9 protein-coding genes and 1 pseudogene are annotated in these 13,331 nt (G+C 64.8%); 5 read left to right on the forward strand and 5 right to left on the reverse strand.

Going from position 1 to position 13,331, the window contains the following annotated elements:
• Nucleotides 1-103: 103 nt before the first annotated feature.
• The 4 genes from rdgC to ACKI1H_RS27570 all read left to right on the forward strand — a co-directional run bounded on the left by rdgC (nt 104) and on the right by ACKI1H_RS27570 (nt 2,918).
• Entirely contained in the window at nt 104-1,024 is a 921-nt protein-coding gene (rdgC, locus tag ACKI1H_RS27555; protein ID WP_017522054.1) for a recombination-associated protein RdgC, read from the forward strand.
• A gap of 73 nt (nt 1,025-1,097) precedes the next feature.
• Nucleotides 1,098-2,054: a bile acid:sodium symporter family protein gene (locus ACKI1H_RS27560; RefSeq protein WP_440466964.1), complete on the forward strand. Its 957-nt coding sequence runs from the start codon at nt 1,098-1,100 to the stop codon at nt 2,052-2,054.
• A 134-nt stretch (nt 2,055-2,188) separates the two neighbouring features.
• Entirely contained in the window at nt 2,189-2,503 is a 315-nt protein-coding gene (gene sugE / locus ACKI1H_RS27565; RefSeq protein ID WP_017522056.1) for a quaternary ammonium compound efflux SMR transporter SugE, read from the forward strand.
• A 205-nt stretch (nt 2,504-2,708) separates the two neighbouring features.
• On the forward strand, nt 2,709-2,918 hold the full coding sequence (locus ACKI1H_RS27570) for a cold-shock protein (RefSeq protein WP_045210321.1): 210 nt from the start codon (nt 2,709-2,711) through the stop codon (nt 2,916-2,918).
• Nucleotides 2,919-2,981: 63 nt separating this feature from the next.
• Here ACKI1H_RS27570 and ACKI1H_RS27575 read toward each other — a convergent pair whose 3' ends face one another.
• The 4 genes and pseudogenes from ACKI1H_RS27575 to ACKI1H_RS27590 form a co-directional block, all read right to left on the reverse strand.
• Nucleotides 2,982-4,856, reverse strand: a complete 1,875-nt coding sequence (locus tag ACKI1H_RS27575) for an MFS transporter (RefSeq protein ID WP_440466965.1) — start codon at nt 4,854-4,856, stop codon at nt 2,982-2,984.
• Between the two features lie 168 nt (nt 4,857-5,024).
• Complete coding sequence (locus ACKI1H_RS27580; protein WP_440466966.1) at nt 5,025-7,190, reverse strand: TonB-dependent receptor family protein; 2,166 nt, start codon at nt 7,188-7,190, stop codon at nt 5,025-5,027.
• A gap of 205 nt (nt 7,191-7,395) precedes the next feature.
• Complete coding sequence (locus ACKI1H_RS27585; RefSeq protein ID WP_280056065.1) at nt 7,396-8,247, reverse strand: AraC family transcriptional regulator; 852 nt, start codon at nt 8,245-8,247, stop codon at nt 7,396-7,398.
• Between the two features lie 65 nt (nt 8,248-8,312).
• Nucleotides 8,313-8,914 (reverse strand): annotated as a pseudogene (locus ACKI1H_RS27590) (GNAT family N-acetyltransferase).
• Between the two features lie 229 nt (nt 8,915-9,143).
• On the opposite strand from ACKI1H_RS27590, the gene ACKI1H_RS27595 reads away from it, so the two are divergent.
• Nucleotides 9,144-12,620 (forward strand): PAS domain-containing hybrid sensor histidine kinase/response regulator, encoded by a 3,477-nt coding sequence (locus ACKI1H_RS27595; protein WP_440466967.1) that lies wholly within the window; start codon nt 9,144-9,146, stop codon nt 12,618-12,620.
• Nucleotides 12,621-12,807: 187 nt separating this feature from the next.
• On the opposite strand, the gene ACKI1H_RS27600 is transcribed toward ACKI1H_RS27595, so the two are convergent.
• Entirely contained in the window at nt 12,808-13,266 is a 459-nt protein-coding gene (locus tag ACKI1H_RS27600) for a DMT family transporter (RefSeq protein WP_440466968.1), read from the reverse strand.
• Nucleotides 13,267-13,331 lie beyond the last annotated feature (65 nt).

Genomic DNA, 13,331 nt, shown 5'->3' on the forward strand with positions numbered 1-13,331 from the left:
ATGTTCCAAAGGCTTAGATGAAGAGCGCGAATGACGAAACGGGGTTGGCCTGAACCGCGCCGAACGGAATAATGCATCCTTTGTGTCCAGGAGTTAGCCCCTCATGTGGTTCCGCAACCTGCTCGTATACCGCCTCACCCAGGATCTGCAGATCGACGCCGATGCCCTGGAGAAGGCCCTGGCCAGCAAGCCGGCGCGCTCCTGCGCCAGCCAGGAACTGACCACCTACGGTTTCTCCGCACCTTTCGGCAAGGGCCCGGACGCCCCGCTGGTGCACGCCAGCGAAGGCTTCTTCCTGGTCAGCGCGCGCAAGGAAGAGCGCATCCTCCCTGGCAGCGTGGTGCGTGACGCACTCAAGGAGAAGGTCGACGAGATCGAAGCTGCGCAGATGCGCAAGGTCTATAAAAAGGAGCGCGACCAGCTCAAGGACGAGATTGTCCAGACCCTGCTGCCGCGTGCCTTCATCCGCCGTTCGGTGACCTTCGCCGCCATCGCCCCGAGCCTCGGCCTGATCCTGGTCGATACCTCCAGCGCGAAGAAGGCCGAAGACCTGCTGTCCACTCTGCGCGAAGCCTTGGGCTCGCTGCCGGTTCGTCCGCTGACCGTGAAGACCGCGCCGACCGCCACCCTGACCGACTGGGTGAAGACCCAGGAAGCCGCCGGCGACTTCTTCGTCCTCGACGAGTGCGAGCTGCGTGATACCCACGAAGATGGCGGCGTGGTGCGCTGCAAGCGCCAGGACCTGACCAGCGAGGAAATCCAGTTGCACCTGACCTCCGGCAAGCTGGTCACCCAGCTGTCCCTGGCCTGGTCGGACAAGCTGTCCTTCGTGCTCGACGACAAGGTCGCGATCAAGCGCCTGCGTTTCGAAGACATGCTGCAGGAAAAGGCGGAGCAGGACGGCGGCGAAGACGCCCTCGGCCAGCTCGACGCCAGCTTCACCCTGATGATGCTGACCTTCGCCGAGTTCATTCCGGCACTGATCGAAGCGCTCGGTGGCGAAGCGATGCCCGAAGGCATCTGATGCCCCATCAGGCGCCGCCTCCGCGCGGCGCCTGACAACACAGCAAGGCCCACATTAAAGAGAAGGACGGCCCATGCGTGCTTTCATCCTGCTCAGCCGCTTCATGGGCAACACCTTCGCTCTCTGGGTGCTGCTCTTCGCCATCCTGGCTTTCTTCGCCCCCTCCCTGTTCACTCCGCTCACCGTCGCTATCGTGCCCATGCTCGGCGTGGTGATGTTCGGCATGGGCCTGACGCTCAAGGTCGAGGACTTCGCCGAAGTCGCCCGGCACCCCTGGCGTGTCACCCTCGGCGTGATCGCCCACTTCGTCATCATGCCGGGCATGGCCTGGCTGCTCTGCCAACTGATGCAGCTGCCGCCGGAAATCGCCGTGGGTGTCATCCTGGTCGGTTGCTGCCCCAGCGGCACCGCCTCCAACGTGATGACCTGGCTGTCGCGCGGTGACCTGGCGCTGTCGGTGGCCATCGCTGGCGTCACCACTCTCCTCGCCCCGCTGCTCACCCCGACGCTGATCTGGCTGCTGGCCTCGGCCTGGCTGCCGGTGTCCTTCGGCGCCCTGTTCTGGTCGATCCTGCAGGTCGTCGTGGTACCCATCGTCCTCGGCATCGTCGCCCAGCGCATGCTCGGGGCGCGAGTTCGTCACGTGGTCGATGTGCTGCCGCTGATCTCGGTGATTTCCATCGTGATCATCGTCGCCGCCGTGGTCGCCGCCAGCCAGGCGAAGATCGCCGAGTCCGGCCTGCTGATCATGGCCGTGGTAATCCTGCACAACGGCTTTGGCTTCCTGCTCGGCTACTTCACCGCCAAGGTCTTCCGCCTGCCGCTGGCACAGCGCAAGTCACTGGCGCTGGAAGTCGGCATGCAGAACTCCGGCCTCGGCGCGGCCCTGGCCAGCGCCCACTTCTCACCGCTGGCGGCAGTGCCCAGCGCGCTGTTCAGCGTCTGGCACAACATCTCCGGCGCCACGCTTTCCACCTGGTTCCGCCGCATGACCGACGATCCACCCGTCCAGAAGACCGCCCCGCAATAGGGCAGAAGGCCGGCGCCGGGTTGCCCGGCGCCCCACATTTGTGCAAAATAATGCACATTGTGAGGACGACCTCACCACCTTCCGGTGCTCCAGCGGGGACGGCCCTTTCTTCCATCCACCGTCTGGAGAGCTCCATGTCCTGGATCATCCTGTTCGTCGCCGGCCTGTTCGAAGTCGCCTGGGCCGTCGGATTGAAATACACCGAAGGTTTCACCCGTCCGATACCGACCGCTTTGACCGTGCTGGCGATCATCACCAGCATGGGACTGCTGGGCCTGGCCATGAGAAATCTGCCGCTGGGCACCGCCTACGCCATCTGGACCGGCGTTGGCGCAGTGGGCACCGTCATCGTCGGCATCGTGCTGTTCGGCGAGTCCATGGCGCCGGTACGCCTGCTCAGCGTTGCGCTGATCCTGTGCGGACTGGTCGGCCTGAAATTGAGCCACTGACGCTGTATCGGTTCTCGATACCGGCGGGCTGTCGCTTTCCCGAAAATTTGTCGGTATGCTGCGGGCCACTGTGTTTGCTTGGGTCACTGTGGCTCGTGACCAGGTGGGGCCATGCCCCGCCGCCCGGCTTCGACTGCACCTTGCAACTCAGGACGAGCGCGGACTTTTCCGCAAAACAATATTCAATTGTTCAAGGTGTATTTCCATGTCGAATCGTCAGACCGGCACCGTCAAGTGGTTCAATGACGCCAAGGGCTTCGGCTTCATCACTCCGGAAAGCGGCAACGATGTCTTCGTGCACTTCCGCTCCATCCAGGGCACCGGCTTCAAATCGCTGCAGGAAGGCCAGAAGGTCTCCTTCGTTGTGGTTGAAGGCCAGAAGGGCCTGCAGGCTGACGAAGTTCAGGTTATCTGAACCACGACACGCCCATGAAAAAGCCCCGGCATTGCCGGGGCTTTTTCTTTGCCGCCAATAAAGTCAGCGGGCCGCGCCGCGCAGAGCCGCGACCTGCTCCTGCAGCACCAGGCGCTTGGCCGCCTCCGGTGCCACCGGCTGACCCGCCACCAGGCAGACCCGCGACCACAGGCGACGGAAGAAGCCCTTCTGCGGATCGCGACTGAAGAAGCTGCCCCACAGTCCCTGTAGCGCCATGGGGATCACCGGTACCGGGGTTTCCTCGATGATCCGCTCGATGCCGCCACGGAACTCGTTCATCTCGCCGTCCAGGGTCAGCATGCCCTCGGGGAAGATGCATACCAGCTCCCCTTCGCGCAGGTATTCGGCGACCTTGGCGAACGCCTTCTCGTAGGTCGCGGCATCTTCGTTACGTCCGGCGATGGGCACGGCGCCCGCGGTGCGGAAGATAAAGTTGAGCACCGGAATGCGGAAGATCTTGTAGTACATGACGAAGCGTACCGGACGACGCACGGAGCCGGCGATCAGCAACGCATCGACGAAAGACACGTGGTTGCAAACCAGCACGGCCGGGCCTTCATCGGGGATGGCTTCGAGGTTGCGATGGTCGACCCGGTACATCGAATGGGTCAGCAGCCAGACCAGGAAGCGCATGGTGAACTCGGGCACGATCTTGAAGATGTACACGTTCACCGCGACGTTCATCAGCGAGAGCACGAGGAACAGCTCGGGGATCGTCAGCTTCGCCACCGACAGCAGCAGGATCGAGACGATCGCCGCGACCACCATGAACAGCGCGTTGAGGATATTGTTGGCAGCGATCACCCGTGCGCGCTTGTCCTCCTCGGTGCGCGCCTGGATCAGTGCATACAACGGCACGATATAGAAGCCACCGAAGATGCCGATGCCGAGGATGTCCGCCAGCACTGCCCACGACTGCGAATGCTCCAGCACCGCCAGCCAGTTGTAGGGCTGCTCGCCCTGCGGGAAGCCGCCCGAATGCCACCACAGGAGGATGCCGAACAGGCTCAGGCCGATGGAACCGAAGGGCACCAGGCCGATCTCCACTTTCTTGCCCGAGAGTTTTTCACAGAGCATCGAGCCCAGCGCGATACCCACCGAGAACACCGTGAGAATCAGCGTCACCACACTCTCGTCGCCGTGCAGCAGCTCCTTGGCGTAGGTCGGGATCTGCGTCAGGTAGACCGCGCCGAGGAACCAGAACCAGGAGTTGCCCACCAGCGAGCGCGACACCGCCGGGCGCTGGCGCAGGCCGAGCAGGAGGATGCTCCAGGACTGGCGGAAGATGTTCCAGTCGACCTTCAGGTCCGGCAGCGCGGCGGCGGCACGGGGGATGTTGCGGCTGGCGAGAAAGCCGCAGACGGCCACCAGCACCACGGCGATGCCGACGCCTGCGGCATAGTCCTGCCGCGACATCAGCACGCCCGCACCGATAGTGCCGCAGAGGATGGCGAGGAAGGTGCCCATTTCCACCAGGGCATTGCCACCCACCAGTTCGTCCTCGCGCAGGTGCTGCGGCAGGATCGAGTACTTCACCGGGCCGAACAACGCCGAGTGGGTACCCATGGCGAACAGCGCGAGGAACAGCAGCGGCAGGCTGCCGAATACAAAGCCCGCGGCGCCTACCGCCATGATCACGATCTCGGCCAGCTTCAACGCACGCATCAGCGCGTCCTTGTTGAACTTCTCGCCGAACTGTCCGCCCAGGGCGGAGAACAGGAAGAACGGCAGGATGAACAGCAGCGCGCAGAGGTTGACCAACAGGTTGCGGTCACCGCCGATGGTGAGGTGATAGAGGATCGCCAGGATCAGCGACTGCTTGAAGATGTTGTCGTTGAACGCACCCAGCAGCTGGGTGATGAAGAAGGGCAGGAATCGCTTGGTGCCCAGCAGGGCGAATTGCGAGTGTTGAGACATCGTCCTTGTATACCTGCGTAGCGGCCTTGAGCCGGAATGACAGCACGGATATGACGGCAACAGCGTGAAGAAAAGCCACATTTCCGGCACAAATCCATTCGAACAGTGCAATCCGTGCAAGAAAAAGCCCGTCGCGAAGGACGGGCTTTTTCTTGGGTGGAGGCGACGTCAGAAGCCGACACTGCCCTGCACGTAGAAGGTGCGCGGCTCGCCCAGGTAGATACCCGCGTTGTTGTCGCTGGAGCGGGTGTAGTTCATCTGGTCGAAGATATTCTTCACCCCGGCGGCGACTTTCAGGTTCGACGCCTGCGGGCCGAAATCGTAGCCCACGCGGGCATTCCACAACACGTAGCCGGGAATATCGCCGTACTGGCCATCGGCGCTCGGCTCGGTGATGTAGTTGCCGGTGAAGCTGCCGTTGGAGTTGGTGGTCGGGCCGGGCGCACGCTGCTTCGACTGGGCGAAGCCGTCGAAGTTGTAGGTCCAGCGGTCATGCTCGTAGCGCAGGCCGATGGTCGCCACCTGGCGCGAGTACAGCGGCAGGTCGCGGCCCTTGAACGACGGGATCTCACCTTCGTAGGTGGCGCGGGTATAGGTGAAGGTGCCGTAGGCGGTCAGGCCGGCGAGGACCGGGTCCAACGCAGCCAGGTCGTAGTGCGCCGAGGTCTCGATGCCCTGGTGCTTGGTCGCGCCCAGGTTGGTCCAGCCCACATCATTGCTGATGTACTGCAGTTCGTCGTCGAAGTCGATGTAGAACAGCGTGACTTCGCCACCCCAGGTGCCGTTGTCGTAGCGGGTGCCCACTTCGTAGGTCTTCGCCTTCTCCGGCTGCAGGCCGCTGGCGGTGTCATTGCCGCTACCGCCCTGGCCGAGCTGGAAGTACTGCAGGCTGCCGAAGGAGGTCTCGTAGTTGGCGAACAGCTTCCACTCGTCCGACAGGTGATACATCACCGCCAGCGCTGGCAGCGGCTCGTTGTAGTCCTTGCTGCGGTTCTTCTCCTGGACCGGCTTGCCCTTGTTGTCGAGCACCGGGCGCTCATGCCAGTCGGTGGAGATGCGCTCGAAGCGGATGCCCGGGGTGACGGTCCAGTTGCCCACGTCGATCTTGTCGTCGAGGTAGATGGAGTTCGCCTCGGTGCCACCGGTGCGGTCCTGATAGATGTGGCCGTCAGCGCCCGGCTGCACGGTGGGAATGTTGTTCACCAGGCCGACCTGGCTGGCGCGCTCGTGCATCGCCTCCTTCAGGTAGCGGTAGCCGATGCTGGCTTCCTGGGTGGTCGGGCCGACCATGAAGATCTTCGACACGCGCGGCTCGATGCCGAAGGTGTGGTAGTCGCGCGGATAGGACGCCAGCGTCTTGAGGTCGCGGTTGGCGATGGTGCTGCCACGGAAGCTGTCGCTGTAGTAGGTCAGCACTTCGACCTGGGTGAGATCGTCGATCTGCCGCTTGTACTTGAGCGAGACGTCCTTGCGCCGGCCGGTGAAGTTGTCGTAGTCGCGCACCGACTGGTACGGGTCCTTGTCGAACTGCGCCTGGGTCAGGCCGCCGGGCATGTCGGCGCTGCCGTCGTAGTAATGGAAGTTGGCGGAGAACTCGTCGACGTCGGTGGGCGCCCAGTGGGTCTTGAACATCACGTCGTCGATGTCGGTGGCGTCGTTGCTGTCACGATAGCCCGCGCCCTTCACGCCCGAATACAACAGCGCAGCGCCCATGCCATTGTCGGCAGTACCACCGAGGAAGGCGTTGTAGAGTTTCTTCCAGCCACCGTGGGAAGCGGTTTCCACGGTACTGCCAACATCCCCGGAGAACTCCTTGGGAATCGCGCGGGTGACGAAGTTGATCACCCCGCCGACGTTCTGCGGGCCATAGCGCACGGAACCGGCACCACGCACGACGTCGATACTGTCGAGGTTGCCGACCGACAGCGGGAACATCGACAGTTGTGGCTGGCCGTAGGGCGCCACGGCGGCCGGGACGCCATCGATGAGCACGGTGGAGCGCGGCGACAGGCGCGAGGTCAAACCGCGTACGCCGACGTTGAGGGAGACATCACTGCCGCCGGTACCGTTGTTGTCCTGCACCTGCACGCCGGGAATGCCACGCAGCACGTCGCGCACATTCTGCGCGCCCTCTTCGATCATCTGTTCGCGCCGCACCACGGTGCGCGCGCCGGGGTGGTTCTGCACCACCTGCTGGTCGGCTTCGCCAAGCCAGTCGCCGACCACAGTGACACTCTCCAGCTCCTTGGTCTCTTCCTCGGCCTGCGCCGGCAGCAACGGCGCGGCCAGGGCTACGGCGATCGCCAGGCGCGACCATGAACGAACGTGCGACATGCTTCCCCCTCCCCGGGTACTTCGTGAAGGGGCGGGAAATTAGAACTGATTGTAAATTTTGTAAATGCAAATGTATCGCAAATGAAAAAATATTTCGGTTGACTCAGATTCTCTTTTCAGCATCTCGAACGACTGTTCATCAGGCACAGCAATAGGCCAGCAGCCCTTCAACGACGGGGTCTGGCTGATAACGTCGCAGGAAGAATCAGCCCGAACGGAACGACCGCGCGCAGGCCTGGCGATATTCGCCCGGGCCGACGCCATAGGCCTGCTTGAACTGACGGCTGAGGTGGCTCTGGTCGGCGAAGCCGAGCTGCATGGCCACGTTCACAGGCATGCAGCCCTGCTTGAGCAGCGCCCTCGCCTGTTCCAGCCGACGCTGCTTGAGCCAGGCATGCGGCGGCAGGCCGGTGGCCTTGCGAAACACCCGGGCGAAGTGGAAGGGTGAAAGCCCGACGGCGGCGGCCAGCTCTTCCAGTGATGGTGGTTCCATCAGACGCGAACCCAGCAGCTCACGGGCTCGAGCCACGGCCACCGGCTCGTTGCCCACCGGCGGTGCCTCGGGAATCCGCGCATGACGCTGGAACAGCATCAGCAAGGCCTCGCGCCAGCAGGTCTGGCGCTGCAGCACGGTGGCATCGGAATCCAGCAGGTGGTGTGCGGCGAACAGCGCCTGAACCAGCTCCGGATCGAACACCACGCTGGCATCGAAGGACGGCGTGCCGCGTCCGCCCAACTCCAGCTCCTCCAGTACGCCGGAAACCTGCGCCAGCTCCGGGTAGAAGCCGCGGTAGCGCCAGCCAGCCTCGTCGGCCTTGGAACCGGTATGCACTTCGTCAGGGTTGATCAGCACCACGCTGCCAGCAGGGGCGAAGTGCTCGGCGCCTCGATGGTGAAAGCGCTGCGCGCCCTGCTCGATCATCACGAAGGCAAAACCTTCATGGACGTGGGGCGAGAACACCTGCTCGATGTAGCGCGCGTGCAGCAGCTCGACGCCGCCCAACTCCTGGGCGCGCCAGAAACGGGTGCGTTCGCCGCTCGCGTGGTGTTCTGCCATGGTCCTGCCTCGATGTCACACCGGCGCTCCGGGAGCGAACGGGGCGATCACCTTACACCGCCCCTTCAGCCGTTGAAACCGGCTTCCAGCGCCGCCTTCACCTGCGGCCATTCCTGGTCGGTGATGCTGTAGAGGATGGTGTCATCCAGCCGCCCGCCGGCCAGGCGCCGGTGGTTGCGCAGCACACCCTCGCGCACCGCGCCGAGCTTCTCGATGGCGCGCTGGGAGCGTTCGTTGCTGGCGGCGGTCTTGAACTGCACGCGGACCATCTTCCAGCTGTCGAAGGCGTGGCGCAGCATCAGGTACTTCATCGTGGCGTTGAGCCCGCTGCCGTGCTGGGCCTGGTCCAGCCAGGTGGCACCGATCTCGCAGGCCGGCAGCGCCGGAAGAAAGTCCATGAAGCGTGTGGTGCCGACGATCTGGTTGCCCAGGCGTACTACCAGCGGCAGGGCGCGGCCCTCACGCTGGTCGGCCAGGCCCTGGCGGTACCAGTCCGGGCGCCCCGGTGCACTCATGAACTGCAGGACGTCGCGGTTCTGCTCCGCCAGCGTCACCAGGTCCGGCACGTCGGCCTCCACCATCGGCTCCAGGCGCAGGGCCCCGCGCTGCAAGGTGATGGGTAACGGTCTGAACATGGCGCCCTCCTCGAAGCACGACGCGAAATCATCGCTCACATCAGAGCGTAGCGGCCCGATGAAGTGCCGCGCGCCGGCAGGCGCACGACAGACGGACCGCGAAAAGGCCGGCAAGCTACCAGCCCGGCGCGCCGTCCTCAAGTGTGAGGCGCGACACAGCACCACTGAGACATTGGTAGCAGGCGTCTGACAGTTCCGGACTTTGGTGCGAAACTGCTGCCAGTGCTCCTGCGGGGGAGCCCGTTCACTTCCGGAGTCAGCATGTCGTTGTCCAGTGGGTTGATCGCAACGGTCGCCCTGCTCTACATGGCGGTCCTGTTCGCCATCGCGTTCTATGGCGACCGCCGTCGCGCCCCTCTTTCGCCGCGTGTCCGCGCCTGGGTCTATAGCCTCTCGCTGGCCGTCTACTGCACCAGCTGGACCTTCTTCGGCGCCGTCGGCCAGGCCGCCGACCAGCTCTGGTCATTCCTGCCGATCTACGTCGGCCCCGTGCTGCTGATGCTCTTCGCGCCCTGGGTGCTGCAGAAGATGATCATGATCAGCAAGCAGGAGAACATCACCTCCATCGCCGACTTCATCGCCGCGCGCTACGGCAAGTCCCAGGCGCTGGCGGTCGTGGTGGCGCTGATCTGCGTGGTCTGCGTGCTGCCCTACATCGCCCTGCAGCTCAAGGGCATCGTCCTCGGGGTGAACCTGCTGATCGGCGCTGGCCCCGACTCCACCGGCATTCGCGCCCAGGACACCGCGCTGATCGTGTCGCTGATCCTCGCGCTGTTCACCATCGTCTTCGGCACCCGCAACCTGGACGTCACTGAACACCACCGCGGCATGGTGCTGGCGATTGCCTTCGAGTCGCTGGTCAAGCTCACTGCCTTCCTCGCCGTCGGCATCTTCGTCACCTACGGCCTCTACGACGGCTTCGGCGACCTGGTAGACAAGGCCCGCGTCGCCCCGCAGCTCAACGAATACTGGAAGGAGACCGTGCACTGGCCGGCCATGCTGCTGCAGACCGGCGTGGCGATGACCGCCATCATGTGCCTGCCACGCCAGTTCCACGTGCTGGTGGTGGAGAACATCGAGCCGCGCGACCTGAACCTGGCGCGCTGGGTGTTCCCGATCTACCTGGTGCTGGCCGCGCTGTTCGTGGTGCCGATCGCCCTGGCCGGGCAGATGCACCTGCCGGCCGGCGTGATGCCGGACTCCTTCGTGATCAGCCTGCCGCTGGCCGAGGCCCATCCCGCCCTGGCGCTGCTGGCCTTCATCGGCGGCGCCTCGGCGGCCACCGGCATGGTGATCGTCGCCAGCGTGGCGCTGTCCACCATGGTTTCCAACGACATGCTGCTGCCCTGGCTGCTGCGCCGCAAGGGCGAGGCCGAGCAGCCCTTCGAGGTGTTCCGCCACTGGCTGCTGACCGTGCGCCGGGTGAGCATCGCGCTGATCCTCCTGCTGGCTTACGTCAGTTACCGCCTGCTGGGCTCCACCGCGAGCCTCGCCACCATCGGCCAGATCGCCTTCGCCGCCATCGCCCAGCTCGGCCCGGCGATGATCGGCGCGCTGTACTGGAAGCAGGCCAATCGCCGTGGCGTGTTCGCCGGGCTGGCCGCTGGCTCCTTCCTGTGGGCCTACACGCTGGTGCTGCCGGTGGTCGCCAAGGGCCTGGGCTGGCCATTGGAAACCTTCCCCGGCCTGGCCTGGCTCGCCGGCCGCCCGTTCGGCCTGTCCATCGAACCACTGACCCTCGGCGTGCTGCTCTCGCTGATCGGCAACTTCGCGCTGTTCGGGCTGGTCTCGGTGTTCTCCCGTACCCGTGTTTCCGAGCACTGGCAGGCCAGCCGCTTCATCGGCCAGGAAATCTCCCAGAAGCTCAGCTCGCGCTCGATGCTCGCCGTGCAGTTGGAGGACCTGCTGATGCTCGCCGCCCGCTTCGTCGGTGAGGAACGCGCGCGGCAGAGCTTCATCCGCTTCGCCTACCGCCAGGGCAAGGGCTTCACCCCCAGCCAGAATGCCAACGACGAGTGGATTGCCCACACCGAACGCCTGCTCGCCGGCGTACTCGGCGCTTCCTCCGCGCGCGCCGTGGTGAAGGCTGCCATCGAAGGCCGCGAGATGCAGGTGGAGGACGTGGTGAAGATCGCCGACGAAGCCTCCGAGGTGCTGCAGTTCAATCGTGCACTGCTGCAGGGTGCCATCGAGAACATCACCCAGGGCATCAGCGTGGTCGACCAGTCGCTGCGCCTGGTGGCCTGGAACCACCGCTACATCGAACTGTTCGAGTACCCGGACGGGCTGATCTATGTCGGTCGGCCAATCGCCGACATCATCCGCTACAACGCCGAGCGCAACCTCTGCGGCCCGGGCGACCCGGACCTGCACGTCGCCAAGCGCCTGTACTGGATGCGCCAGGGTACGCCGCACACCTCCGAGCGGCTGTTCCCCAATGGCCGGGTGATCGAGCTGATCGGCAACCCGATGCCCGGCGGCGGCTTCGTCATGAGCTTCACCGACATCACCAACTACCGCGATGCCGAACAGGGCCTGAAGGACGCCAACGAAGGCCTGGAGCAGCGTGTACAGGAACGCACCTTCGAGCTGTCGCAGCTGAACCAGGCACTCACGGAGGCCAAGGGCACGGCCGAGGCGGCGAACCAGTCGAAGTCGCGTTTCCTCGCCGCCGTCAGCCATGACCTGATGCAGCCGTTGAACGCGGCGCGGCTGTTCTCCGCCGCCCTCGCCCACCAGGAAAAACTGCCCGAGGAGGCCACCGAACTGGTGCGCCACCTGGACTCGTCGCTGCGATCGGCAGAAGACCTGATCACCGACCTGCTGGACATCTCGCGTCTCGAGGGAGGCCGCGTCAGCGCCGACGTCGCGGCCTTCCCGCTGAGCAACCTGTACGACACCCTCGGCGTGGAATTCCGTGTACTGGCCCAGGAGCACGGCATCGACTTCCACCTGCGCGGCAGCAAGCTACGGGTGGAGAGCGACATCAAGCTGTTACGCCGCGTGCTGCAGAACTTCCTCACCAACGCCTTCCGCTACGCCAAGGGCCATGTGTTGCTGGGCGTGCGCCGCGAGGCCGGGCACCTGCGGCTGGAAGTCTGGGACCACGGCCCGGGCATTCCGCCAGACAAGCTGCAGGTGATCTTCGAGGAATTCAAACGCCTGGACAGCCACCAGACCCGCGCCGAGAAGGGCCTGGGCCTGGGCCTGGCCATCGCCGACCGGCTGTGCAAGGTGCTCGGCCATCGCCTGGAAGTCCGCTCCTGGCCGGGCAAGGGCAGCGTGTTCAGCGTCAGCGTGCCGCTCGCCCGCCAGCCCGCCCCGGCGCCGCTCAATGGGCACAAGGTGGAAACCCCGGAACAACTCAACGGCGCGCAGGTGCTCTGCGTGGACAACGAGGACAGCATCCTCACCGGCATGAACAGCCTGCTCACTCGCTGGGGCTGCCGCGTGCTCACCGCGCGTAGCCGCGAGGAATGCCAGGCGCTGCTCGACGGCGATGCTCGCCCACAACTGGCTTTGATCGATTACCACCTCGACGACGGCGAACTGGGCACCGACCTCATGGCCTGGCTGCGCACCCGCCTGGGCGAACCGGTTCCCGGTGTGGTGATCAGCGCGGACGCCCGCCCCGAATTGGTGGCGCAGATCCATGCGGCGGGACTGGACTTCCTGCCCAAGCCGGTGAAGCCGGCGGCGTTGCGGGCGTTGTTGAGTCGGCATCTGAGTTTGCGCTGATAGTCCTCAGCGCCGGCTTGGCGCCCTCTCCCCCGCCCTCTCCCTGAAGGGAGAGGGAGTTATCTGTGCCGTTCTTGGTTATGTGCCATCGAGCGAGCGCCGATCTTTCATCGCGCTGCAGACTAGTCCCCTCTCCCTTCAGGGAGAGGGTTAGGGAGAGGGTCCTCCCGGCCGCTCCGTACTCGACTCAAACCACCCTCCCCCGCCACTGCAACAACACCACCCCGGCAATGATCAGCCCGACGGCCAGCAGGCCCTCGGGCGACAACCGCCGCACCGGGAAACCGGCCCATCCGAACTGGTCGCACAACGCCGACATCAGCATCTGCCCCGCCACCACGCAGGCGAGGAAAGTCGCCGCGCCCAGCTGCGGCGCGAGCATCACCGCGACAGTCAGGTAAGCCGCGCCGAACAGTCCGCCCAGCCAGCCCCACCAGGGCGTGGTGGCTATTCCCGCGGCGGCCGGGAGCGGTACGCGGAACGCCAGCAGCGCAATGATCACCGCCGCCAGGCTGACACCCAGCGAGGTCAGGCTGGCACTCAGCGGATGACCCAATTGGCGCCCCAGCAGCGAGTTGCTGCCCGCCTGCAAGGCAACCAGCGCGCCCACACCGATGGCAGGCAGTAGCAGAAGCAGTTTCGACATCGAGTGGTCTCCATGGCTTGTCGATAGGGTTCAGCTTCTGCTATCCATCCTGCGCATGGAAATGA

It is taken from the genome of Pseudomonas sp. YH-1, assembly GCF_051990045.1.
Lineage (GTDB): Bacteria > Pseudomonadota > Gammaproteobacteria > Pseudomonadales > Pseudomonadaceae > Pseudomonas > Pseudomonas nicosulfuronedens.